Source organism: Chitinasiproducens palmae (genome assembly GCF_900095735.1).
GTDB classification, from domain to species: Bacteria; Pseudomonadota; Gammaproteobacteria; order Burkholderiales; family Burkholderiaceae; genus Chitinasiproducens; species Chitinasiproducens palmae.
This window is the reverse complement of the sequence record NZ_FNLO01000005.1, coordinates 191,703-215,794: the sequence shown is the minus strand read 5'-3', so window position 1 is coordinate 215,794 and position 24,092 is coordinate 191,703. Positions and strand designations below refer to the sequence as shown.

Here is a 24,092-nt window from a genome sequence, read left to right as displayed (position 1 = left end):
TGTTTGAAAGGGGGCTCGCAGTCGCCTCGCTGTTGTCGATAATGGGAACCAGGGCGCTGTTTCACGCCACTTTCTGCTCTATAAATTCGGTCGCCGTCAGTCAATTGCCGCGGTGGGCGACCAAGCGCGATGTGTCTTACGCATCGTTTTCGGAGGCCTTGATGCGCATTGCTCAGATTGCACCGCTCTACGAAGCGGTTCCGCCGAAGTTCTACGGGGGCACCGAACGCGTGGTGTCCTATCTCACGGAGGCGCTGGTCGCCCAAGGACACGACGTAACCCTGTTCGCGAGCGGTGACTCGGTGACCAGTGCGACCCTCGAGGCGGTTTGGCCGCGCGCCTTGCGACTCGACCCTTCGGTGCGCGATGCGCTTGCGCCGCATGCCCTTCTCACGGAAACGGTCCGGCAGCGCGCCAGCGAATTCGATGTACTGCACTTCCACCTGGACTACATGCCGTTCGGCGTCTTCGGCCAGATGGACGTGCCTTTCGTCACCACCCTGCACGGACGACTGGACCTGCCCGAATTGCAGCCGGTGTTCGACATCTTCCCGCAAGCGGAAGTGGTTTCGATCTCGGATGCGCAGCGCGCTCCGCTGCGTGCCAAGTGGCGCGATACCGTGTATCACGGGCTGCCGGAAGATCTGCTGCGCCCGCACCCGGGAGCAAAGCCTGAGTATCTGGCCTTCCTGGGGCGCATCTGCCCGGAGAAGCGGGTCGACACGGCGATCAAGATCGCCAAGCAGAGCGGTCTGCCGTTGAAGATCGCAGCCAAGGTTGACAAGGTCGACCAGGAATACTACGACCGCGAAATCGTTCCGCTGCTCAACGATGCAAACGTCGAATTCATCGGCGAAATCACCGAAGCCCAGAAGGCTGAATTCCTGTCGAACGCAAAGGCCCTGCTGCTGCCGATCGACTGGCCGGAGCCCTTCGGCTTGGTGATGATCGAGGCGATGGCGTGCGGCACGCCCGTCATTGCCTTCAATCGTGGGTCCGTCCCGGAAGTAGTCGATCACGGCCTGACCGGTTTCGTCGTCGAAGACGTCTACGGCGCTGTCGCCGCATTGTCGCGGCTTGGTGATCTGTCGCGTGACGCCGTGCGCGCTCAGTTCGAAAAGCGCTTTACCGCCGACAAGATGGCGTCGCGCTACGTCGAGAATTACCAAGCCTTGCTGAAGGCGGCTGGTCGCCCGGCGCTGCGTCAGGTCAACGGCTGATCCGATGCACGGGAGCGACAGCTCCCGCGCACGACCATAGACGCCCGCGTTCCGGTATTTGCCGGAGCGCGGTTGCGCCGCATCCGCGACAATGCGCCGCGGCACCTGTCAGGATGAAAGCCTGCTATTCCCTGGCTTTGTTTCAGAACGCCTGCTCGCGGCTCAGCGGGCGTTTTCCATCAGCTTGCCGAGCAAGGTGCTGAGCTGACGGGCTTCATCTTCGCTGAAGCCCCGCAGCAGGGTGTTGTGCGCCCGAATGATACGCGGTCGGATCGACGGATACAGTTGCTTCCCCTGCTCCGTAAGCACGATCATCTTTGAACGCCGGTCGTCCGGCGAATCGATCCGTTCGACAATGCCTTTTTCCGCCAAACGGTCGATCAGGCGAGTCATCGCGCCCGGATCATAGTCGAGAAGACGCGACAGTTCCGCCGGCGTATTGGCTGTTTCTTCGGCAAGCAGCACCACCACGCCCCATTGCGCCGCAGTCAACTGCAAGGGCGCAAGTTCCTCGGAGACGATCTCGAGCAACAGATGTCGCGCCCGGGTCAGTTGCCGACCGATGGAGGACTGGGGCGTGAAGTTTTCGCTGGTATAGATATCGGGCATGGTCTGCGGTGGCGTCCGGTTGACTGGACAAGGCCTCAGCCTGTCTGGAAACGGGATTACAGCGCGGATTCTTTGGCACCGCGCGCGATACGGTCGATGTAGCCACTGCTGGAACAGGTTTGGTCATTCCGATGCCCGCCAAGCAGCCGATTCGTATCGACAGGCACTCTACCGCGTTTAGGTGCGCACTGCCCCCGCTCACGCGCCCGGTCGGACAAATCCTAGTCCGATGCGGCCGTCCGCCAGCGCTTCCATTTCACCGGCACGGCGCAGCCCGGCGGCCTCGGCTTGCTGGACCAGCCAGCCTGGATGTCCGCCATCGCTTGGCGACAACAAGATCAGCCTGGCGCCCGGCTTCAACGCCGCGTGCAAGGCTTTGAATGCCGCGTGCGCAGTTCCGCTGCGACGCCAATTCGCGACCGGTGCGTCGACGACAGCGAGATCGGCTCCGCCGGGCGGCCTGACGTCTGCAAACACTGGTGGGGCGAAAGGCACGACAACGACTTTGCCGAAGAGGGACCGTTCGTCAGCCATTTTCCGACTGAGCTGCAAGGCGCGAGACGAGAATTCGTCACTTGCGCGAATGGCGCCGCCGGTGCCGTCGGTGGCGACGTCGGCCAGAAACAGGGTGCCGGTGTTGGATAGCGAGGCGGCCAGCGCGCGCGTGAGGTCGCTGTCGCCGCGGCCAACGGTGACGACGGTCATGCCCTCGGCCAGGCCGACGAAGTCGATGGTTTTGACCAGCGCTGCATTCGCTCCGTCTTGCGGTCGGTCTTGCGGGCCTGCATGCTGCGGTGACCGGGGCGCCGCGCGATGCATCGCGCTGATCGCATCGTTGCCGCTCACCGTCTCGGCCACTGCGCCTGTCGCGACGAATACGGTCGCAAGCAGCGACATCAGTATTCGCAAGCCGGTGCGCCGGCGGCGAGCGTGTGTCGGAACCGATTGCAGGTCCGATTGCAAGTTCGATTGCCGTTCAGGCCGGTGGCGGAGCGCGGAGGCCGGAAACTGCTTGGCGTTGCTGCACGCGGGCCGAAAGGCGGGCATGATCGAAGACATGATGGAGGATCCGTTCATTTCGAACGGCTTGTCCCGGCAAGCGTTATGCCTGACCTCAGGCGGTTGCAGGCGTCACAACGTGCTGCGGGCCGCGCAATATAGGCTCGCGGCATGCCGCAGTGGGCCGCGACAGACTGTTTATCCGTCGTTACTCAATTGGAATCAAAGTGAGCCTCAGCCCTTCTCGTCCGCGGGAACAGCGTCGATCCGCCGGCTTCATCGCCGCCGCCATCGTGGGTAGTGCCGCGATGCTGTCGCATGCCGAGGTGCAGGCACAGGAAGCCAGGCGCGCCGTGACACTGGGGACACAGAACCCGGTCCCAACGGATGTCGTCACCGCGCCTGTATACCGGCCTGCGCCGCTTACCGCCCAGCCGACGACGAATGCCGCACCCGCCGCCGTGCCGCAAACGATCTATGTAGTGCCAGAGGATGGGCGCCATCGCGCTCGTCCTCGTCCTCACCCGCATCCTCGTCCTCCGGCACGAGGGATCAGCGCGCCGCCGTCGCCGTCTGCGCCAAGAACGCCTGCGACACAGCCGCTTCGCTGACCCAGCTACCCGGTCTCGACATCACACGGTGGTGTCCGAACGGGCTTGCAATGGTTGCTGACAGCCCATGCCTTGCCGCCTGCCTAGGTGGCGTGGCGGTCAATCAGCCGGGCTGCCAACGTCAATGCGCCGCTCGCCGAATCACCGCGCGGCCCGACCGCGCGCGCGCGCAGCGTTGCTGGAAGATAAGGCAGCAACGCCTCGGCCAGACTGCCGCAAAATGCCAGCGCCGGCCGCTCGCCGCCATCCAGTGCGTCAACCATGCGCTCTACCTGGCGAGCAGCTTCAGCCAACAAGCCGGCACACACCGGATGCTGTGCATGCGTAAGTACCAACGGTGCGAGCGATGCGTAGCGGGTCTGGTCTGCGTCCGACAGCCAGACTTGCAGCGCATCGCGATCGCCCGTCCCGGTTGCTCGCAACAGCGCTTGTGCGAAATCATCGCGCGGTACTCGTCCATCGAGCGCTTGCTGCGCGTGAACGATCGCGCGCAAGCCCAGCCAGGCGCCGCTGGCTTCGTCAGCTGACGGGAAGCCCCAGCCACCTACCATCCGCATCCCGCCATCGGATAAGAGCCGTAGTCCGACGCTGCCGGTTCCCAGCGCGATCGCGATACCCGGCGCGCCATCGTGCGCGCCCACGACCGTCGAATAGGCATCGCTGACCACGTCCAACTGTGCGAACACCGGCGCAGCGGCGAGAAACTGCGCGCGCCATTCGGGGTGATTGACACCAGCCAACCCGCAAACAAGTGCGCATTGCTCCCAGACCGGAGAGTGGCCTGTTGCGGCGAATGCGGCTTCGCAGGCCGCAATGACCGCCTGCCATGCGCTGTCGACGCCTAGTGCCAGACCAGAAGGACCCGCTGCGCCGGTGCCGATGACGAGATGAGCCGATTCAACACGCGCAAGCTTCGCCCGGGTTCCCGTGCCGCCGCCGTCAACACCGAGGAGGAACGACGGTGTGTTTCGGCGAGGACTTACAACCTTCATTATTCACCTTTTTACGCGTAATTTTTTCAATGCGTGCTCATTTGCACGCTCGCAGCGAGCCAAGGCACAGTCAAATCGCGCCATTTCGTGCAGGCACGGCGATTGCGCAACAAGTCGTGTGAATTTGTAAGTATTTGTACGAGGATGCATCATGGCCAGCACGCGACACACGAATTTCGACGACGCCCAAATCGGCACTGACAGCCGCCAATACGACCACTTCGTCTTTGGCGTGGGTACCAGTGGGGTGCCCGCGTGGGGCGGAAGCACTTACGGTTTGCAACACTTCAGTCCGCTGCAATTGGACTGCCCAACGAGCCAACGCGTCCTCGACGGTGGTGCGGCGAAAACGAAGCATTCTCCTCTCAAGCGGCAATTGTCGAGCTTTTTCCGTCGCTTCCGTCATGACGAGCGCAATGACATCGAGCAGGACGAGGTGGCTGAAAATGCGGCGACCCGCGTTGCGGCCTGAATGGTTTCTGTTTCGACACCATACGCGCTGACTCTTCGCCCCTACAGTGTGATTCCGCGCTCGCGGGCGTTTGACGCCGATCGCACAATTACGTGGGGCCCAGATAATTGGCGCCTCTGATTTTTCGGTGAGGCGTTATGTCTTGTCGAACGCACTCAACAATGCGCCGCTTGGACCGCCAAGCGCCGTGCGCTACGCCTGTTGCGACAGGACATCATTAATGGGCCGGTCGAATCAAGCGCCTACCCCGGCAGTCGCCCGGCGATCAATCATTCGAAACGCTGGCGTCCCCTTCATATCTTGAAACCGAATCCGCTGAGTGCGGCCGGTCTTCTTTCCCCGTCCAGCGTCCATAAGCCGGCTCGTACCCACGTGCCCGAATAACGACTGACGTGTCGTTATTTCCGTAACCGTGCGCTCAGCTCGGCGAGCAGGCCGGGCCGTGCGTTGCCGCTTGCGCAAAAGTCGATGGAGCGCCAACGTCATCGGTACACCGGCCTCTGCCCAATCGCGGATTGAGGCGGTGTCGCTTTGCTGGATGCAAATCGCTGCGTCTGAGCCAAAACAAGCGAAAGGTCACTCACGCGTCTACGCGGCTCGTGCACCTGCCGCGCCAGTTCGTGGAGACGCGCCATCCGCATGTGGCAATCCGCGTCATGGCCCTCTCGCGTTTCTTGCGACTGCTTCCAACTGCACACCTTAAGCGCATCAACTATGGCCTACACGGATGAGCAACACCCCGAAACTCGCGCTCCCCGTTTGCAACGCAGCGCAAGGCGGCACCGCGTGTATCTAAAAAGCGATAGGGCGACATATCGTATTCCGGCGGCGTGTGCGACTATAGCCCCCGAACCGAACCGCCTCTCCAACCCGCTGCGATCCTGTAAATCAGGCCTCCAAAATGACACCTTTTTCTCTCAAAGCAGCGGCGGCGTTTGTATCGCGACTTGTGCCGGTCATCGTGCTTGCCGGCGTCCTTGCCGCATGCGGCGGCGGTGTCGACTCGGATACTCATAACGGTTCCACACCGGTCACGCCCCCTGTCACGCCGGCGTCCAGCACGGACGTTTCAGCGTCCGCGACCTTCCAAGCGACAGCCGATGCCATCGCAAACGCCGAGGGCGGATTATGGGTTCACGTCGACTTGGTCAATCCGGACACTGCGCTGTACAGGAAACTCTTTTCCGGCACGTCGAATTACAACCTGCCGCCGATTCGGCTCGTTCACTCGTACATTTGCTTGAGTCAGCCGGGCACGGCATACGCATCCTGTCCGAACGACGTAGCGCCGACGGATATCCCTATCAATCTGTCACAGGCGTTCCTTGATCAACTCGACGCCGGCTTCGACGCACTGCGCAAGGCGCACCTTCAAACGATCGTGCGCTTCACCTACAACTTCTATAACGCTTCCTCGGCAGAGCCCGGCAACGACGCGCCAATGGAGACGATCCTGTCACATATGGCCCAATTGGCGCCGATCATCAAGAAGAATCGGGACGTCATCTACTCGATGCAAGCCGGATTCATTGGTAGATGGGGCGAATGGCATAACTCCACCAACGGCAACGATACCGTCGCCGCCCATAACCTTTTCTTGTCGACGTTTTTCCCGCTGTATTCGAATGTGGTCAACCTCGAGGTCCGCTATCCCCGCAACCTGCTCGACTACGCGGCCTTCAGCGGCGACTCAACCGTCAAGGCAGGCATCCATGACGATGCATTCGTCGACGGCCAAAGCTGCGGGAGCTACGGCGACAGTGGCAGCAACATGCTTTTCTGCGATGGCAGCACTTTCGGACGGAAAGAGGGATACGACCCAAATGCGCTTTTGACGCTCGTGCAATCTGCATCGCGGATGTTCACCTTCAGTGCCGTCGCCGGCCCACCGGGCGGCTCGACCAAACCGAACGACAAAACCCAGAGTTGCGACAGCGTTCTGCCATTTTTCAGCGCAGTAGAGACGAGCACGATCAACGCGGCACGGAACCATGCGCCTGCCCTCTGGACGCTGTGGTCAGACTGCGAGAACAGAATTTTCAATCAAGTCGGCCCGCACATTGTGCTCCAGACCATCAAGGCAACGCTTCACAACACCACCGGTCCCTCGCTTGATCTCGCGTTCACGCTGCAAAACCGTGGCATGTCGCATATCGCGCGCAGCCGACCCGGCTTTGTCGTGATCACCGATTCGCAAGGCGTAGCGACCGAATTGCCTCTCGCCAATGTCGATCTCTCGACCATCGCGGCGGGCGCCAGCGCAACGCTGGCGACAACAACGCAATTGCCGACGCAGTTGGCGCCCGGCGAATACGCAATCGCACTCAAATTCCCGCCAGCCATCGAACCCGCATCGCAGGACAACCAGCTCTGGTTTCCGTTGGAAAGCACCGGTGTGTTTTCGCAGGATACGGGGCTGAATACCGTGCTGAAGATCGTTGTGCCGAACCCTGGCTGACGGAAACAAAGATCAGCGACGCCGACTTGGGGAGCACTTCGAAGGCTCATTCACGCTCCAGCGAAGCGCGCCCTGGAACCGCAGAAATGTTGCCAGGCGGCAGCCGATGCATCGATTTGTCCTGCAGCCGGTCAGCGGCACCAGACTCGCGGCATCGAGTCGCCGCGTGCTCGGCATATGTGTCCGTTACGTTTTATTTGTGAACTGCGCAAGCGCCGTTACTAGTTCCATACTGTGACATTGCGGTCTTTCCTGATCTTTCTCCCGCAATGGTGCGGCATAAACAGGCGAAGCGCTCTTGTACTTTTCTTCGCCTTCTGATGCCTCGCGTTCGGCATCCGCCGGGCGATCTGCGTAGCCCGACCATGAACTGAGGAAGCGGCCTCAATCCTTCCCTTTTGCGCCCCTTCCCGACAGCCGCACTCCCCCCACTTTCGGGAAAGTTTGGTCAATGGCGCGCCAGCAAGCCAGTCCCGTCATATCGAGCCACCTTCACAGTGCCGCGCGCCTCCTTCCACAGGAGAACGTTCGTCATCGCAGAATGACCAGCCAAACGGCCGAGCAGACACAAGGCGCCGAAGGTGGGAAAGTGTCCAGACCGACGCTTCGAATCCGGCGAAACTCAATGGACTCCAGCGTTGTAAAAGGTCAGTTAATGAAGGCAGTGCTTGTTCTGATGCGCGAAATTGAAGCGAAGCGATTGACTCCATTGGTGCGCTCGGCTGGAATGCAATCAGCAATCTTGCCGTCAGAGGCCAGCCGCACACGACCAACGCGCTGTCTCAGAGCCGAAATCGTCATGCATTAGCCATCAGCCGCGGGTCAACGCGTCGCAAATACCGCGCGCGCCGTTGACACACTCCATCGCGCCGATATCGGCTATCGTGCGGCCAGATCAGCCGACCTGGAATGGCGCCGTACTCCGCTACCTCGAAGGGCGCTCAGACCGTACCGACATCGAAACCACCAAGGTGCATCTACGCTGGCTCGACCGCTAGCTCAATGGCGTCGAACTGGCGCAGATCGACCGGCAATGCGTCGATGGGCTGATCCGGCTGAAGCGTCGCGAAGTGATGACCGTCAAGGCCGGTGACGGACGAAGACCGACCGGACGGACCGTCGCACCGGCAACCGTCAACAAAGTCCCCGGCGCACTGAGTGCCGTCTTGCGCGCGGCGCAGGACTGGCAGTGGCTCGACCATGTGCCGAAGATCAGCAAGTTGCGCACGCCAACCGAGCGCATTCGCTGGCTCCAACCAGGGGAAGCGAAGCGGCTGCTCGCGGTCCTGCCGCCACACTTGGCGGACATGGCCTAATTCAGCCTGGAAACCGGCTTACGGCGCGGCAACGTGACCGGCCTCGACTGGACACACGTCGACCTGCCGCGTCGCATGGCATGGATTCACGCCGACAAGGCGAAAGCGCGTCGCCCGATCGCCGTGCCGCTCTCCGATACCGCATTGCAAGTACTCGAAAGACAGCGGCACACGTACCGACAGCCGGGCTTCGAAGGCATCACCCTGGACCTGATAGACGACCGCTTGGCTTACGGCGAGCAACGGGTCATCACCGTAGGATGGCTCGCTCGGCGCATGGTGATCGTCGTCTGGACCGAGCGTAACGGCGCTCGACACATCATCTCGATGAGGAAAGCAAATAAACGCGAAAAAAGACGCTTTGCACAGCGACTTGGCGAAGGTTGACGCGCGCGGCGTCGAGCCCACGGACTACACCGAGATTCCTGAACTGGTCGAGGATTTCTTCGAGCAAGCCGATCAGCATCAAGCCGGCGTATTGGTCAAGCGCGGCCGTGGCCGACCGGTGGGCTCGAACAAGCTGCAAATGAACCTTCGCATCGATATGGACGTCGTCGATGCCTACAAGGCGCAAGGCGCTGGCTGGCAGACGCGAATGAACGATGCGTTGCGCGAGTGGGCGACGACGCACGGGCTGATGGCCTGATGAATGCCCAAGACATACCCGCAGGCTCTGACGAACAGGCAATGACGCGTCCAGCGGTGTCCGACACCGCCGACCTGCTCGATCGCGCTCTCCGTGCCGGATCGCCAGTCTATGAAGGCACCGACCGGGCCGGGACTCGTTGCACGCCAAGTCCAAAGAACGCTTGAAACTTGGCTCGCTGCTGAGGTCGATTGCCCGCGACGCCGGCCCGCTGACCGAGACGGAAGCGGAACGCTTCAACCAGCTTCGCGACAAGACGGTCACCGCCCCCGTCTCCTTCGAGTGAGTCACCTCGTCGGGGCGGTCGCCGCGAAACGGCCTACCCTGACGCTCAAGGTAATCGGAAAGGCTGTTGAAGATGCCTATGACCAAAAAGAAGCTCATCGTCCGTGACGCGAACGGTGATATCGGGGCGGAATTACTAGCGGCAGTGAAGCAAATGAAGGCTGGCAAAGCAGCCCGCATTACCGAAGTGAAGGTTTGCGCGGCAAGGCAGGCGCATTGCGTCGCCGGCCTGTCGCAGACTCCATTCGCCCAGAAGCTGCGTGAGCGTGCGGGCGTGGAATCCGACGTCCGCAGAAAGAAGCAATAAAGCATGACTGGCAAAGCCGAACCTACCAGCCCTATCCTCGCCGCAGTGCACGAAACGGCCAGGGACCTTTTCCGCAGCGGCCTCATTGACGAGCAGAGGATGCGGTACTACGACGGGCTGCGTCTTGGAATCTCATTGCCGATGCCAGCCTCGCATCCGGTCAAGCTACCCTCGGAAGACGAATGGAGCCGAGCTGTCTTGGCCGCCGTACTCTGCACAAGCGTTGCTACGGTGGAAGTGACCGACGCTACCGGAAGGGCACAGCCACTTGCGACGAACCGGCGACGCAGTGCCGTACGCGCTGTGCTTAGACGCTGTCCCCGGTCACTGCCGGGCCACGGTCAAGCGGCGATTCGCAGTTCGAGGTGCAAACCGGCGGCCGAGACCATGTTCACCAAGGTGTCGAGGCCGAACAGGTCGATTTTGCCGCGCAACAGATCTGAGACGCGGGCTGCGTGACGCCGAGCTGCGGCTCGGCTTGTGCCTGGTCCAATGCTGCTCTTTGATGCGCCGCTCGAGCGCCATCATCAGCGCGGAGCGTAGGGTCATGTTTTCGGCTGCCACGGTCGTGTCTTAGGTGGCGTCCCACACACTGGCCGACGGAGACGTCGAAAGTATGTTGGTCGCTAGTCCGAACGTTTCTCGCTTATGCCGTTCAGGAACAAGTCCACCAGATGCCCAATACGCGATTTCGATAAGCCGTCATTTTCGATTGCGATGGAAATGGCAGTCACCACATAAATGAAATCCTCGTAAGTGACATCGCGGCGAATGGTGCCTGTCTCGTGTCCACGCTGAAGCAGTCGGTGCCCCTCTGCGGTGATCGCATTACATCCGGGTGTTCCGCATTGAATAACAGTCCCAATCGAGGCGGCGAGGCTACGATAAGTGCTCGTATTCATAGCAAGCTCTTCGAGATAAGCGCGTACCGCATCGCCTGGCGTGAGATTTAAGTCACGAGCACGGCTGTTTTCGGCCATCGACAAGAAGCGCTCATCGCTGGTAGCGGCCAAAAGTGCCTCGCGCGTGGGAAAGCGACGATAAAGTGTGCCGATACCGACGCCAGCACGCTTGGCAACTTCCTCCAGCGGAACACCGGCTCCTTTTTCCAGGAAAAGCTCCTCTGCAGCGGAAAGGATGAGTTCGCGGTTTTTCTGCGCGTCAGCCCGGAGGGCAGGTTGATCACTCAAGTTTCTTCCCCTTCCTCTTGTCAAGCGGAGGTTACCTCCATATTATAAATGGAGCAACCCTCCATTTGTGTGACAGGTATTAGGAAATGATGAAACGCTTCGAAGGCAAAGTCGTGGTGATAACGGGTGGTAGCGACGGCATCGGCCTCGCGACGGCGAAACTTTTCGCCGTTGAAGGTGCGCACGTGTACATCACAGGGCGCCGGCAAGAACTGCTCGCCAAGGCCGTAAAGGAGATCGGCTGCGGAGCGGTCGGCGTGCAAGGTGACGTCACGAAGTCTGCCGACATCGCTCGGCTTTACGAACGGATCCAACGTGACCACCAAAAGGTCGATGTCGTGTTCGCCAATGCGGGCATTTACGAGCCCGTACCACTTGATGCGATCGACGATACGCATTTCGACTCGACCTTCAACGTCAATGTGAAAGGCATGGTCTTCACAGTGCAGAAAGCACTCCCGCTCATGACAGCGGGAAGTGCTGTCGTCCTCAACGGCTCGATCGCTGGCAGTAAAGGCCTGCCAAACCAGTCTCTTTATAACGCCAGCAAGGCAGCGGTGCGCTCGTTCGCCCGAAGCTGGACAAATGACCTAAAGGAGCGAGGCATCCGCGTGAACGTAGTCTCGCCCGGTGGTACAGAAACACGTCTGATACGGAACTACTTCGACTCGCAACCGGGAGTCGAAGAGGCGCTGAATGAAAGCGTTCCGCTTGGGCGGTTGGGGAAACCGGACGAGGTAGCACGAGCAGTCCTCTTCCTGGCATCAAGCGAGAGCAGCTTTGTCGCTGGCCATGAACTCTTCGTCGATGGGGGCGTCGCCGCAGTTTAATCCTCGGACAATTCTCGGTCGGACAGCCCGAGCCGACCGACGGGGCGTCTAACCTGCCTGCCTGATTTCAGGACTTCGCGTGTGGGCTACGCGCTAACACGCTTTCGTACCACAACGAAAACACCGGCTTCTGAAGCGTCCGAAACGCTCGATCGCGCTCTCCAACCCCGACCGCGTCTGAGCATCGATACGCCGATCGAGCCGGTCTTCGCGAAATACACGCGGCGCAAAAGCTTGTCGATTCGTGCTCAGCGCGCGCGGCGGGACGCTATCGTCGCGCACCACTTCTGTCGATCCAGTTGTCGACTAGAAGTCCGGATACGCGAGTGAATTCGGCGATGTTGTCGGTGACAAGTACCGCTTCGAGCGCAAGCGCATGCGCCGCGATCAGCATGTCGTTCGCGCCAATCAAACGGCCCTGCCGTTCCAAGTCGGTGCGCAAGCGGCCGTAGCACCGGTCGGCGTCGCCGCTCAAGGGCAGAACGGGCAGACTCGCAAGCGCTTGGTCAACCCGGCGTCTGAGTTCCTGAGAACCGCGTTTCTCCACCCCGAAGCGCAGCTCTGCGGCGACGACGATCGACGTGCAAAGGTCGTCAGGAGACAGCTCGCCGATCCGTTGCGCGCATATACCCTGCGGGTTTCGGATCGCGTCGGAGATGATGTTGGTATCGAGCAGGTGAAGCGGCATTACAGTTCCACGGGTTCCGGCGGCAAATCATCGATGGCGGGAAAATCCTCGCCGAGCGGCGCCCATCCGGCCAACAAAGCCGCCAGGGGGACGGCTTGAACAGGTTCAATGATCAAGGCTGTCCCCTCTTTCCGGACAACAACTTCGGCACCCGAAAACTCGAATTCGCGGGGGATGCGGATCGCCTGACTGCGCCCGTTTCGGAACAAGCGGACGTGGCGACTTGGGGCGGCAGGGTTCATAGTAGTATCCGATCGCTGGCTTGTCATATCACAAAGGATATGACAAAAACCTTGGGCGGGCTAGGTGGCAGCGCGCCGCAGTTGCCCGGCAACGGCCACGCCTGAGCTGAGTCGGTTCAGATGCGCCTACTCGGCCACTGCCTGCATGCCGCCGAACGCCTGCGCGAGTCGGCGCAACGCGCTAAGCGGTTCAGCCCGGTCGCCGTCTTCCAACATGCCGTTGATCAAGTCGAGTGCCAGCGCCGGATCGTTGCCATACACCTCGGCCCTTGGATCGTCATGAGCTCCACTTCTCATTCGTCGGTTCTCCGTTGCCAGTCTCGCTAGTCAGCCCCAAACGAAAAAACCGGCTCGCGCCGGCTTTTTTCCGTAGCTCCAGATGAAGGCGCCCTGAGGAGTCTAGGGTTAGTTGCCGCCGGGATTCTAGCGAGCCACTTCTTGCACGTCGAAACGCCTGCGCTCACAGACCGCACCACGCCCTATCACAGAGCGACCAGCCATTCGGCCTAGCAGACACCAAGCAAGGGAAGTGAGAAAGTAGGAAGGCCGACACCCCGAACCCGTCGAAACACAATGGAGTACAGCGTTGTACAAGGTTGTACAACGAAGGCAGCGCTCGTCCTGAAGCGCGAAATTGAGCTAAGCGATTGATTCTATTGGTGCGCCCGGCTGGGATCGAACCAGCAACCCCTGCCTTCGGAGGGCAGTACTCTATCCATTGAGCTACGGGCGCAGATTGGAATGCTCGAACGAGCTTCCAGAGAAGCATGAAAGCATAACCTGCTTTCGCCGGCGCGTCCAGTCTGCGCGGTGACCTAGGGGGTCAGCAGTGCCTTCAGTGACGCCAGGCGGTCTTTAGGCGTCATTGGCGCTTCTTCTGCGGTCGGCGGTGGCGCTTCATCCAGGTGCATCTCCTTGATGAAGCGCGAAGGCTCGCAGACAACCGTTTCACGCGCGCGTTTGCGTTTCTTGCACCACGAGAGATGCAGGCTGCGCTGGGCGCGGGTGATGGCCACGTACATCAGTCGACGTTCTTCCTCGATGCGTGCGTCGTCGGGCGGTTCGTCGTCGCTCGAGCCCTTGTGCGGCATGATGCCTTCTTCGCAACCGACGAGGAAGACGTGCGGGTATTCGAGGCCCTTCGAGGCATGAACGGTCGACAGGCGGACGGCGTCGGGATCTTCTTCCTTGCCTTCGAGCATGGACATCAACGCGACGGTCTGCACCAGTTGCAGGAGGTTCTTGCCTTCGTCGGCCAAGCCATCGGCGGTGTCGTAGCCAGTGGCCTCCTCCCCTTCATCAGCGACTTTGGTGCCCTTACGCTTGAGCCAGTCGAAGAATTCGAGCACGTTGCCCCACTTCGAGCGTGCCGCGCGTTCGTCGAAGGCGTCGTATAGATAAGCCTCGTAGTGAATGCCTTCCATCAATTCGTCGAGCAGGACGCTGGCCACTTCCTTCTGGGCCCGATCTGTCAGCCGCTGGATGAAATCGCAGAACGCGCGCAGCGGCTCCAGTTGCCGATCCGACAGTTTCGCCTCGATCGCGCCCATGTAGACGGCTTCGAACAGCGACACCTTGGCCTGACCGGCAAAGGCGCCAAGGGTTTCGAGCGTGGCGCTGCCCACGCCACGGCGCGGTGTGGTGACGGCGCGGATGAACGCGGGATCGTCGTCGGCGTTGCCGATGAGGCGCAGGTAGGCGCACAGGTCCTTGATTTCGGCCTTGTCAAAGAACGACTGCCCGCCCGACAGCACGTACGGAATGCGTTCGCGGCGCAAGATCTGTTCGAAGATGCGCGCCTGGAAGTTGCCGCGATACAGCACGGCGTAGTCGCGCCATTGCGCCCTGCGCTCGAAACGGTGCGCTGACATGCGAAATATGGTCGACTCGGCCTCGTGTTCCTCGTCGTTGCAGGAGGTAACCGTAATCGAGTCGCCCATGCCGTGTTCGCTCCACAGCTTTTTCTCGAAAAGCTTCGGGTTGTTGGCGATCACGCTGTTCGCGGCGGTCAGGATGCGTACCGTCGAACGGTAGTTCTGCTCCAGCTTGATGACGTGCAGTTGCGGAAAGTCCACTTGCAACTGGGCAAGGTTTTCGAGCGTCGCGCCGCGCCACCCGTAGATCGCCTGGTCATCGTCGCCGACCGCGGTGAAGGCCGCGCGCCGTCCAGCCAGCAGCTTGACCAATTGGTACTGGCAGGCGTTCGTATCCTGGTATTCGTCGATCAGCAGGTAGCGCAGACGATTCTGCCATTTGTCGCGCACCTGCTCGTTCGACGCGAAAAGCAGCGCGGGCATCCGGATCAGATCGTCGAAGTCGACTGCCTGATAGGCATTGAGCGTCGCGACGTAGTTGCGGTAGACGATGGCCGCCTGATGCTGGTCCGCATCGAGCGCATCGGCGGCAGCCTGCTCAGGCGTCTTCATCGCGTTTTTCCACAGCGAGATTTCGTTCTGGATGCGGCGGACCTGGCCCTTGTCGGTGCTGCCGATCTGTTCCTGGATCAGCGAGAAGCAGTCGTCGGCGTCGATGATCGAGAATTGCGGCTTCAGCCCGACATGTTCGGCTTCCTGCCGGAGGATCTGCACGCCCAGCGAGTGAAACGTACAGACGGTCAGCTGGTTCACCGGAACCTTGCGTCCCTCCTTGCCCGGCGTGGTCAGCGTTTTGCCTTCGAGTAGCTTGCCCACCCGCTCGCGCATTTCGGTGGCCGCCTTGTTCGTGAAGGTGACGGCTGCGATGTGCTTCGGCTCGAAGCCCTTGGCCTGGATCAAGTGCGCGATCTTTTGGGTAATCACGCGCGTCTTGCCGCTGCCGGCGCCCGCCAGCACAAGGCAGGGGCCATCGAGGTAGCGCACCGCTTCTGCCTGAGCGGCGTTCATTCCGGACATGCTGGGGATCTCGCAGGAGGAACGCGGAGAAGGAAAACGGGAAAAGCCAGAAAGAAACTCGAAACAGCCGTGAACGGAGTGCAAAAGACCGCGAAAAACGGCGAGTAAAGCAACGATGGCAAGCGGGCGACGACCGCGAACGGCATGGCGATGCGGTTGCCGCGCTTGGAAGACGCCAGGGAACCGCACCTACGCTGCAAACACGCGAGCGCCGATGTTAACACACCGGCTCTGCGCCCTGCGCCTGTCCATACGTTCGGTTTGACAGACACATTTGGGTGGCTTACATTGCGCGGGCGTACCGGGAGAGCGCGCCGCACGGCGCCGCCGAAGGGGTATCACCCGCAAACTCTCAGGCAGAAGGACCGGTCGCGCCGGGCAATGGCCTGGCAACTCTGGAGAGCGGCAGCCGGCACAGCCAGCGCTGCCCACCGAAGGGGCGCGCGTTTGCCTCGATCGTTTCCGACGATCGGCTGGGGACGCAATCTCTCAGGTATCGAGGACAGAGGGGTAACGACGCTCGCGCGGTTGCGTGCGTCGCCACCCCTATTCCCGATCCGACGACGCGCCGATGACCGATCTCCAGCACACTGTCCTGCATGACACTCATGTTGCGAGCGGCGCTCGCATGGTCGATTTCGGCGGCTGGCACATGCCGGTCAACTACGGCTCGCAGATCGACGAGCACCATGCGGTGCGGACGGCGGCGGGCATGTTCGACGTTTCGCACATGCGTGTCGTCGATGTCGAAGGCGACGCGGCGCGAACGTTCCTGCAGAAGGTACTGGCCAACGACGTCGCGAAGCTGACGACACCGGGCCGCGCGCTCTATTCCTGCATGCTCAACCCATCCGGCGGCGTGATCGACGACCTGATCGTCTATCACTTCGACGCGCGTCATTATCGCTTGATCGTCAATGCCGCCACGGCGGAACAGGACATTGCGTGGCTGGGCAGCGCGGCAGCGCAGGGCGAATTCGGCGTGATCATCACGCCGCGGCGCGATCTGGCAATCATCGCCGTGCAAGGCCCGCAGGCGCGCGCGCGCGTGTGGCAGGCGGTTGCAGAGACGCGGCCCGCCACAGAATCGCTGAAGCCGTTCTCCGCTGCTGACGTCGAGACGACCGGGTTCGGCCAGTTGATGGTCGGACGGACCGGGTACACCGGCGAAGATGGTTTCGAGATCGTCGTACCGGCAGACCATGCGCCGGCGCTATGGCAGGCGCTTGCCGCGGCCGACGTTCGCCCGTGCGGCCTCGGCGCTCGCGACACGCTGCGGCTGGAAGCGGGCATGAACCTGTACGGACAGGATATGGACGCGACCACGTCGCCGCTCGACGCGGGTCTTGCGTGGACCGTAGACACGCGCGCCGAGCGCCCGTTCATCGGCCGTGACGCGCTGGCCAGCGAGGCGCCACGGGCGTTCCTGGGCCTGATCCTGCAAGGCGGCGGCATTCTCCGGGCACATCAGCAGATTCATACTCGCCTCGGCGCCGGCGAGGTGACGAGCGGTACGTTCTCGCCGACGATGCAGCGCTCGATCGGGCTGGCGCGGCTGCCTGCCGGCATCGCTCCCGGCGAGACGGTGGAAGTCGCAGTGCGCGACAAACGACTCGCTGCCGAGGTGGTTAAACTGCCTTTCGTGCGGCACGGAAAGATACTGGTCGAGCAACCGGCCGCCGCAGGGTCGGCCGGAACTGCCTGAACCATCACGGTCGGGCCGCACGCAGCCACACCTCGGACACCGCACCGCGAGCGCATGCGTGTTGTCCATCGCCCCCATCAAGGAGTTTTCGCATGAATCTGCCGGACGATCTGAAATACACCGCCTCGCATGAATGGATTCGCACCGAGGCGGACGGCTCCCTCACGGTTGGCATTACCGATCATGCGCAGGAAGCGCTCGGCGACATCGTCTATCTGGATCTACCGGAAGCGGGCCGCAAGGTCAGTGCAGGCGATGCCATTGCGGTCGTCGAGTCGGTGAAGGCCGCCTCGGATATCTACGCGCCGGTGTCGGGCGAGATCCTGGCCAGCAATGGCGACCTGGCGGGCGCACCGGAAACCGTCAACGGCGAGCCGTACAACGCCTGGTTGTTCAAGATAAAGCCGGACGACGCCGGCGCAGTGGCCAGCCTGCTCGATGCGGCCGCCTATCGCGAGGCGGCGGGCGACTGACCGACTTCGTTATTGCAGCGGATGCCGGACGCCTAAGCGCAGTCATCCGTGCGTTGGCGCGGTCGTGCCCGGGTCGTACGTCGATTGGCGAGGGTTGGCGAGGATCGGCGCCGCTGGCCGTAGACGGCGGCGGTTGGCGCCGTCGGCAATGCGCCGCAGCGATCGCACGGCCCAAGCCGGCCGTCGGATCCCGCCACCTGCGTTGCAGGTCGGGCATCCACCGCTTGTCCGATGGCGCCGGGCCGCGTTGCCGCGGCGTGAAGCCAACTGAACGTTTTGTTTGTTGTCGCGCTGTCTGGCCGTTCGTCAACGCCCCGATAGCGCCTGTTGCGCAACTGCGCCTGTCGTTCCCTTCAACGCCTGCTACCTGAGTTCGCTCGAACGCATACCATGTCCGCCCAGCTCGACACGCGCCCTGCCGCCCGCACTGCCTGCTCCGCAAACCGCGACTCCCTCGCGGCGCTCGAAGGCGCCCTTCCGTTCGCCGCGCGGCATCTCGGCCCCGATGGCGCGGACGAGACCCGGATGTTGGCGGTGCTCGGCTACCCGAGCCGGGCGGCACTGATCGACGCGGTGGTGCCGGCCGACATCCGCCGGCGCGATGACTTGCCGCTCGGCGGTTTTGCGCAGCCCCTGTCGGAAGCCGACGCGCTGGCGGCCCTGCAGGCACGAGCGGCAGAGAACGCCGTGTTCCGGTCGTTCATCGGGCAGGGCTACTACGGCACGTCGACGCCGCCGGTGATCCTGCGCAACGTGCTCGAAAACCCGGCGTGGTACACGGCCTACACGCCTTACCAGCCGGAGATCTCGCAAGGCCGCTTGGAAGCGTTGCTCAACTTCCAGCAGATGGTGTGCGACCTCACGGGGTTGGCCATCGCGAATGCGTCGATGCTCGACGAAGCCAGCGCCGCCGCGGAAGCCATGACGCTGGCGAAGCGGGCGTCGCGCAGTACGTCGATGCGCTTCTTCGTCGCCGACGATGTGCTGCCGCAGACGCTCGACGTGATCCGCACCCGTGCGGCGCCACTCGGCATCGAGGTGCTGGTCGGACCGCCGGACGATGCGGCCACGGCTGGTGCATTCGCCGCACTGCTGCAATACCCAGGCGTCGATGGCGTGGTTGCCGATTACCGGGATCTGGCCGACCGCCTGCGCGCGGCCGACTGCACGGTGGTGGTCGCTGCGGACCTGTTGGCGCTGACGCTGCTTGCGGCACCGGGCACGTGGGGCGCCGACATCGCTCTCGGCAGCGCGCAGCGCTTCGGCGTGCCGATGGCTTTCGGTGGCCCGCACGCCGCTTTCCTCGCGGTGCGCGACGAACTGAAACGGCACCTGCCCGGACGGCTGGTCGGGGTCAGCCGCGATGCGCAGGGTCGCATCGCGTACCGGCTTGCGCTGCAGACCCGCGAACAGCACATCCGACGTGAGAAGGCGACGTCCAACATCTGCACCGCGCAGGCCCTGTTGGCAATCATGGCCAGCATGTATGCGGTCTATCATGGTCCACACGGGCTGCGCGCGATCGCGGCGCGCGTGAACCGGCTCACCGCCGTCGTTGCAGCGGAGCTGCGCACGATCGGCGCGGCGCCGACCAACGAGACCTTTTTCGACACGCTGACTGTCCGCACCGGCGCACGCACCGCCGCCGTCCATGCCGCGGCACAGTCGCGTCAGCTGAATCTGCGTGCGGTGGATGCGTCGCATGTCGGCCTTTCGCTCGACGAGACGGTGGGCCGCGCCGACGTAGTGGCGCTGCTCGCGGCGTTCGCCGAGGCCTATGGCGTGCCGGCGCCGACCGATATCGATGCCATCGACGCGCGGTTGCTCGCCGATGGCAAGGGTGCCGACGGCGTACCGCCTGCTGTGCGCCGCGAGGTGGATTACCTGACGCATCCGGTCTTCAACACGCATCACAGCGAGACCGAGATGCTGCGCTACCTGCGCCGTCTGGCCGACCGCGATCTCGCGCTTGACCGGACGATGATCCCGCTCGGGTCCTGCACGATGAAGCTCAACGCCACCGCCGAGATGATTCCGGTGACGTGGCCCGAGTTCGCGGCACTCCACCCGTTCGCGCCGGTGGACCAAACCGCCGGCTATCGCCGCATGATCAACGAACTGGAAGCGATGCTGGTGGCATGCACCGGTTACGCCGCGGTCTCGCTGCAACCGAACGCCGGCTCGCAAGGCGAATATGCCGGCCTGCTGATCATCCGGGCGTATCACGCGTCGCGCGGCGAGGCGCAGCGCGACGTGTGCCTGATTCCGGCATCGGCGCACGGCACCAATCCCGCGTCAGCGCAGATGGCCGGCATGCGCGTGGTCGTCGTCAGGTGCGACGCGAGCGGCAATGTCGACTTGGCCGATCTGCGCGCGAAGGCCGAGACGCATGCATCGCGTCTGGCCGCGATCATGATCACCTACCCGTCGACGCACGGGGTGTTCGAGTCCGAGGTTCGCGAGATCTGCGCGATCGTCCACGCGCACGGCGGCCAGGTGTACGTCGACGGCGCCAACATGAACGCGATGGTCGGTCTGGCCGCGCCGGGTGCCTTCGGCGGGGACGTGTCGCATCTGAACCTGCACAAGACTTTTTGCATTCCCCATGGCGGCGGCGGACCGGGCGTTGGGCCGGTGGCGGTGGCCGCGCACCTCGCGCCGTTCCTGCCGAATGCGCAGGCAGTCGGCTATACGCGCGGCGCGCAAGGCATCGGCGCGGTCAGCGGCGCGCCCTATGGCTCGGCCGGCATCCTGCCGATCTCGTGGATGTATATCGCGATGATGGGCGCGCCAGGGCTGCGCGCGGCAAGCGAGACGGCGATCCTGTCGGCCAATTATCTGGCCAAGCGGCTCGGCGAACACTACCCGATCCTGTACACGGGTCCGAATGGACTGGTGGCGCACGAATGCATCGTCGACCTTCGCGACATCAAGGACCGTTGTGGCGTGACCGTCGACGACGTCGCAAAGCGGTTGATCGACTATGGCTTCCACGCGCCGACAATGAGTTTTCCGGTGCCGGGAACGTTGATGATCGAGCCGACGGAATCCGAATCCTTGACGGAGCTGGACCGCTTCGTCGATGCGATGGTGTCGATTCGCGCCGAGATCGCCGCGATTGAAAGCGGCGCGGCGGATCGCGAGGACAACGTTCTGAAGCATGCCCCGCATACGGCCGAAGTGCTCGCCGCCGACGACTGGCCGCACGCCTATACGCGCCGGTCCGCCGGCTGGCCGCTCGGCACCGCGGCGCGCGCGTATTGGCCGCCGGTCGGTCGCATCGACAACGTGTACGGCGATCGCAATCTTGTGTGCAGCTGTCCGCCTGTCGACAGCTACGCCTGAGCGGCACGCCCGCACGTTCCAGGAGCCGTCATGGCCGTCAGCGTTCTCGATTTGTTCAAGATTGGCATTGGCCCGTCCAGTTCCCACACGGTCGGTCCGATGCGGGCGGCCGGCCTGTTCGTGCGCGGCTTGCACAGGGACGGCCTGCTGCCCGCAGTGCGGCGAATTCACGCCGGCCTGTATGGCTCGCTCGGCGCGACCGGCAAGGGACACGGCAGCGACCGCGGCGTGCTGCTCGGCCTGCTGGGGGAAACGCCCGAGGGCGTCGATGCGGATGCGATCGACGCGACGCTCGCAACCGTTGCCCAGGCGCGCACGCTGCCGTTGCTGGGCGTGCACCGGATTTCTTTCGACCCGCGGCAGGACGTGGCGTTCTACCGCAAGGCGCTGGTCGAACATCCGAACGGACTGCTGCTGCGCGCGTTCGGCGAAGACGGCGAGTGTTTGCGCGAGACGCGTTATCTGTCGGTGGGCGGCGGCTTCGTGATCACGGCGGGTGCCAGCAACGAGCAGGTCGCGCTGGCCGGGCTGCGTCTGCCGCATCCGTTCGAGAGCGGCGAAGCGCTGCTGGCGCGCTGCGACGCGACCGGCTTGAGCATCGCGGCGCTGATGCGCGAGAACGAACGCGCGTGGCGAGACGATGCGGCCACGCGCGACGCGCTCGCGCACATCTGGGCGGTCATGCAGGCTTGCGTCGTGCGCGGTTGCCGCCCGGATGCGCCCGCCACGCTGCCTGGGCCGTTGCAGATTCGGCGGCGTGCGCCCGAACTGGCCGCGGCGCTGGCGGCGCGGCCGCTCGGCCATAACAACGATCCGCTGGCCGCGATCGACTGGATCAACCTCTACGCGATGGCCGTCAACGAGGAAAACGCCAGTGGCGGTCGCGTCGTCACCGCGCCGACCAACGGCGCAGCGGGCGTGATCCCCGCAGTGCTGCATTACTACAAACGGTTCATCAGCGACGCAAACGAAGCGGGCGTCGAGGATTTCCTGCTTACCGCCGCCGCGATCGGCACGCTGTACAAGCTGAACGCATCGATTTCCGGCGCCGAGGTGGGCTGCCAGGGCGAGGTGGGCGTGGCATGTTCGATGGCCGCTGCGGGGCTGGCCGCGGTGTTGGGCGCGACGCCGCAGCAGGTGGCCAACGCGGCCGAGATCGGCATGGAGCACAACCTCGGCCTGACCTGCGATCCGGTGGGCGGACGCGTCCAGATACCCTGCATCGAGCGCAATGCGATGGGCGCGGTGAAGGCTGTGAACGCGGCACGGCTTGCGCTGAACGGCAACGGCAATCACTACGTTTCGCTCGACTCCGTCATCAAGACAATGCGCGAGACCGGCGCCGACATGCGAACCAAATACAAGGAAACGTCGCGCGGCGGACTGGCGGTCAACATCATCGAGTGCTGACCGGTGGCGACGCATGGTCCCCTGCCCGGTGGCAACAGATTGCGCCGTGACGCGGTAAAGACCCGGGATTGACGGCCGGACGGCAGACGCCGGCGCCAACGGCTCTCGTGAACGGTTCACGCCAAGATCTCATGCCAAGTGCCTGCGCCGGGGCTCACGCAATGGGCTCACGCAATGGGCTCACGCCGTGGGATCACGTCGACGGCGTGGTCGGTTCTGCCAGACCGGAGCAAATAGCCTGCTTCTGCCACGGCGACTTTGTGAAAGACTGCCGCGCCCAGCTTCCCGCTTACAACGGCAGTCGGTATAACGCTGACCAATCGGCATTGCGCCGTCACCGTTGCGCCGGAAGACCGGAGAGCATTCGCAAGCGATTCGAGGCCGGCTCGGAAAGCGGCCTCTTGCGGCGCTTTGACCGGATCGATCGGTCCGGGCCTGACGCGGCACAGACGACGGCCCGCCTGGACGGAGCCGACGCGCTACCGATACGCCGCTTCCGTAGATCAGGATGACTTAGGGTCGATGGCACCGATGCAAATCGCCAACGCGAGCCCGATCCTGCTCGCCCTGTCGATCTATGCGCTGGCCGTGCCGATTCCTGGTCCATGCATGGTCAACATCGCCCGGATCAGCATCGTCAGCGGCCCGCGCGAGCGCCGCTGCTGCGCGGCACCACCCTTGGCACCCCGCTCTATGCGGCTGCGACCTTGCTGGGTCTCAGCACGCTACGCAACGCCCTGCCCTGGCTGTTGACGTTCATCCAGGCGGCGGACGGAGCCTATCTCATCTACCTTGGACTGGGCCTGAGGCGCGCCGATATGAGGAATCGCAACTGGAGCGCCCAGATGGCAAGCCGTCTGGGCGACGCGGGCGCATCACGTCCTTTGCCTCGGGACGCATTTCTCAAGGGCTTCATTGTTCGGCCAGCCCCGATGCAAGCTCATCGGCAATCCGAAGATGGCCGCATTCTGCTTCGGCTTGTTCGCCCGGGTGGCGGGCCGATCCGCCCCTCTGCTTGTGCCGGTCGTCATGCTCGGCGGCATCGTCCTCATCGACCTGACGTTCCATCAGGCCTTGTCGCGCGCGGCCGTTGTCGCCGCCCGCTCCTTGGTCGGCAGCCCCGTCGGAAAGTGGTTCAACGCCGTCGCCGGCAGCATCATGACCGTGTCCGGCGCGGTCTTGCTCGAAAAGGCGATGAATCGGTAATTGACGCGACACTGCGCTGGCTGTCAGGCACCAGTGCTTGCGATTGCGCTGCTGGCGATGGGCCGGCTAGCGGCATTGGCGGGACGCGCGATCGCTGACGGATCGGTCCCTTCAAGACGAGAACGGCCGATGAGCGGGGTCATCGGCGCGTAGACCTGCAACAACGGGGCAACAATGGGGCAACAATGGGGCAACAA

General features: G+C 63.1%; 21 protein-coding genes, 1 tRNA gene, 3 pseudogenes and 2 riboswitches. Of the genes and pseudogenes, 15 read left to right on the top strand and 10 right to left on the bottom strand.

Going from position 1 to position 24,092, the window contains the following annotated elements; genetic code table 11:
* The first annotated feature begins 161 nt into the window (after window positions 1–161).
* The gene (locus BLU54_RS10415) at window positions 162–1,220 is read left to right on the top strand and encodes a glycosyltransferase family 4 protein (RefSeq protein WP_091907772.1); all 1,059 of its coding nucleotides are present in this window, start codon (window positions 162–164) and stop codon (window positions 1,218–1,220) included.
* A gap of 162 nt (window positions 1,221–1,382) precedes the next feature.
* On the opposite strand, the gene BLU54_RS10410 is transcribed toward BLU54_RS10415, so the two are convergent.
* From BLU54_RS10410 to BLU54_RS10400, 3 genes are all read right to left on the bottom strand, one after another.
* Window positions 1,383–1,829: a MarR family winged helix-turn-helix transcriptional regulator gene (locus BLU54_RS10410; RefSeq protein ID WP_091907770.1), complete on the bottom strand. Its 447-nt coding sequence runs from the start codon at window positions 1,827–1,829 to the stop codon at window positions 1,383–1,385.
* A 198-nt stretch (window positions 1,830–2,027) separates the two neighbouring features.
* The gene (locus BLU54_RS10405; RefSeq protein WP_139169625.1) at window positions 2,028–2,726 is read right to left on the bottom strand and encodes a hypothetical protein; all 699 of its coding nucleotides are present in this window, start codon (window positions 2,724–2,726) and stop codon (window positions 2,028–2,030) included.
* 796 nt (window positions 2,727–3,522) lie between these two features.
* Window positions 3,523–4,431, bottom strand: coding sequence for a glucosamine kinase nucleotide-binding domain-containing protein (locus BLU54_RS10400; protein ID WP_091907765.1), 909 nt, complete (start codon window positions 4,429–4,431; stop codon window positions 3,523–3,525).
* 151 nt (window positions 4,432–4,582) lie between these two features.
* Here BLU54_RS10400 and BLU54_RS10395 point away from each other — a divergent pair, with 151 nt between their 5' ends.
* From BLU54_RS10395 to BLU54_RS10365, 7 genes are all read left to right on the top strand, one after another.
* Window positions 4,583–4,903, top strand: a complete 321-nt coding sequence (locus BLU54_RS10395) for a hypothetical protein (protein ID WP_091907763.1) — start codon at window positions 4,583–4,585, stop codon at window positions 4,901–4,903.
* A gap of 901 nt (window positions 4,904–5,804) precedes the next feature.
* Window positions 5,805–7,361, top strand: coding sequence for a DUF4874 domain-containing protein (locus BLU54_RS10390; RefSeq protein ID WP_091907760.1), 1,557 nt, complete (start codon window positions 5,805–5,807; stop codon window positions 7,359–7,361).
* A 1,073-nt stretch (window positions 7,362–8,434) separates the two neighbouring features.
* Complete coding sequence (locus BLU54_RS10385) at window positions 8,435–8,677, top strand: hypothetical protein (protein ID WP_091907758.1); 243 nt, start codon at window positions 8,435–8,437, stop codon at window positions 8,675–8,677.
* A gap of 6 nt (window positions 8,678–8,683) precedes the next feature.
* Window positions 8,684–9,064 carry a BrnT family toxin gene (locus BLU54_RS10380; protein WP_268874519.1) on the top strand — a complete coding sequence of 127 codons (381 nt, stop codon included), beginning with the start codon at window positions 8,684–8,686 and terminating at the stop codon, window positions 9,062–9,064.
* Window positions 9,051–9,323 carry a BrnA antitoxin family protein gene (locus tag BLU54_RS10375; protein ID WP_091907756.1) on the top strand — a complete coding sequence of 91 codons (273 nt, stop codon included), beginning with the start codon at window positions 9,051–9,053 and terminating at the stop codon, window positions 9,321–9,323. The genes BLU54_RS10380 and BLU54_RS10375 overlap by 14 nt, the downstream gene beginning before the upstream one ends.
* A 163-nt stretch (window positions 9,324–9,486) precedes the next feature.
* Complete coding sequence (locus BLU54_RS24370) at window positions 9,487–9,609, top strand: hypothetical protein (RefSeq protein WP_268874518.1); 123 nt, start codon at window positions 9,487–9,489, stop codon at window positions 9,607–9,609.
* Window positions 9,610–9,687: 78 nt separating this feature from the next.
* Window positions 9,688–9,915 (top strand): hypothetical protein, encoded by a 228-nt coding sequence (locus BLU54_RS10365; RefSeq protein ID WP_139169622.1) that lies wholly within the window; start codon window positions 9,688–9,690, stop codon window positions 9,913–9,915.
* A gap of 341 nt (window positions 9,916–10,256) precedes the next feature.
* Here BLU54_RS10365 and BLU54_RS10360 read toward each other — a convergent pair.
* Together BLU54_RS10360 and BLU54_RS10355 are read right to left on the bottom strand one after the other, a co-directional pair.
* Window positions 10,257–10,479: pseudogene (locus tag BLU54_RS10360) on the bottom strand (helix-turn-helix domain-containing protein).
* Between the two features lie 62 nt (window positions 10,480–10,541).
* Window positions 10,542–11,105, bottom strand: coding sequence for a TetR/AcrR family transcriptional regulator (locus tag BLU54_RS10355; RefSeq protein ID WP_091907750.1), 564 nt, complete (start codon window positions 11,103–11,105; stop codon window positions 10,542–10,544).
* Between the two features lie 86 nt (window positions 11,106–11,191).
* On the opposite strand from BLU54_RS10355, the gene BLU54_RS10350 reads away from it, so the two are divergent.
* Window positions 11,192–11,935: an SDR family NAD(P)-dependent oxidoreductase gene (locus BLU54_RS10350; protein WP_091907748.1), complete on the top strand. Its 744-nt coding sequence runs from the start codon at window positions 11,192–11,194 to the stop codon at window positions 11,933–11,935.
* Window positions 11,936–12,203: 268 nt separating this feature from the next.
* Here the strand turns inward: BLU54_RS10350 and BLU54_RS10345 are convergent, their stop codons facing one another.
* The 5 genes and pseudogenes from BLU54_RS10345 to BLU54_RS10325 all read right to left on the bottom strand — a co-directional run bounded on the left by BLU54_RS10345 (window position 12,204) and on the right by BLU54_RS10325 (window position 15,756).
* The gene (locus tag BLU54_RS10345) at window positions 12,204–12,623 is read right to left on the bottom strand and encodes a type II toxin-antitoxin system VapC family toxin (protein ID WP_091907746.1); all 420 of its coding nucleotides are present in this window, start codon (window positions 12,621–12,623) and stop codon (window positions 12,204–12,206) included.
* A complete protein-coding gene (locus BLU54_RS10340) occupies window positions 12,623–12,865 on the bottom strand; it encodes an antitoxin (RefSeq protein WP_091907744.1) in 243 nt (80 codons plus the stop codon). The genes BLU54_RS10345 and BLU54_RS10340 overlap by 1 nt, the downstream gene beginning before the upstream one ends.
* 129 nt (window positions 12,866–12,994) lie before the next feature.
* Window positions 12,995–13,162 (bottom strand): annotated as a pseudogene (locus tag BLU54_RS10335) (addiction module antidote protein); the annotation flags it as partial.
* 360 nt (window positions 13,163–13,522) lie between these two features.
* A tRNA-Arg gene (locus BLU54_RS10330) sits at window positions 13,523–13,598 on the bottom strand.
* An 82-nt stretch (window positions 13,599–13,680) separates the two neighbouring features.
* A complete protein-coding gene (locus BLU54_RS10325; protein ID WP_091907742.1) occupies window positions 13,681–15,756 on the bottom strand; it encodes a UvrD-helicase domain-containing protein in 2,076 nt (691 codons plus the stop codon).
* A gap of 300 nt (window positions 15,757–16,056) precedes the next feature.
* Window positions 16,057–16,126, top strand: a riboswitch (glycine riboswitch).
* Window positions 16,127–16,141: 15 nt separating this feature from the next.
* A riboswitch (glycine riboswitch) is annotated at window positions 16,142–16,272 on the top strand.
* 55 nt (window positions 16,273–16,327) lie between these two features.
* Here BLU54_RS10325 and gcvT point away from each other — a divergent pair.
* The 6 genes and pseudogenes from gcvT to BLU54_RS24170 all read left to right on the top strand — a co-directional run bounded on the left by gcvT (window position 16,328) and on the right by BLU54_RS24170 (window position 23,895).
* Complete coding sequence (gene gcvT / locus BLU54_RS10320; RefSeq protein ID WP_091907740.1) at window positions 16,328–17,461, top strand: glycine cleavage system aminomethyltransferase GcvT; 1,134 nt, start codon at window positions 16,328–16,330, stop codon at window positions 17,459–17,461.
* A 92-nt stretch (window positions 17,462–17,553) separates the two neighbouring features.
* On the top strand, window positions 17,554–17,934 hold the full coding sequence (gene gcvH / locus BLU54_RS10315) for a glycine cleavage system protein GcvH (RefSeq protein ID WP_091907738.1): 381 nt from the start codon (window positions 17,554–17,556) through the stop codon (window positions 17,932–17,934).
* 390 nt (window positions 17,935–18,324) lie between these two features.
* Complete coding sequence (gene gcvP / locus BLU54_RS10310; RefSeq protein WP_091907736.1) at window positions 18,325–21,279, top strand: aminomethyl-transferring glycine dehydrogenase; 2,955 nt, start codon at window positions 18,325–18,327, stop codon at window positions 21,277–21,279.
* A 30-nt stretch (window positions 21,280–21,309) separates the two neighbouring features.
* Window positions 21,310–22,689 carry an L-serine ammonia-lyase gene (locus BLU54_RS10305; protein WP_091907734.1) on the top strand — a complete coding sequence of 460 codons (1,380 nt, stop codon included), beginning with the start codon at window positions 21,310–21,312 and terminating at the stop codon, window positions 22,687–22,689.
* Window positions 22,690–23,294: 605 nt separating this feature from the next.
* A pseudogene (locus BLU54_RS24545) lies at window positions 23,295–23,531 on the top strand (LysE family transporter); the annotation flags it as partial.
* Between the two features lie 187 nt (window positions 23,532–23,718).
* Window positions 23,719–23,895 (top strand): hypothetical protein, encoded by a 177-nt coding sequence (locus BLU54_RS24170; protein WP_235837884.1) that lies wholly within the window; start codon window positions 23,719–23,721, stop codon window positions 23,893–23,895.
* The last annotated feature ends 197 nt before the right edge of the window (window positions 23,896–24,092 follow it).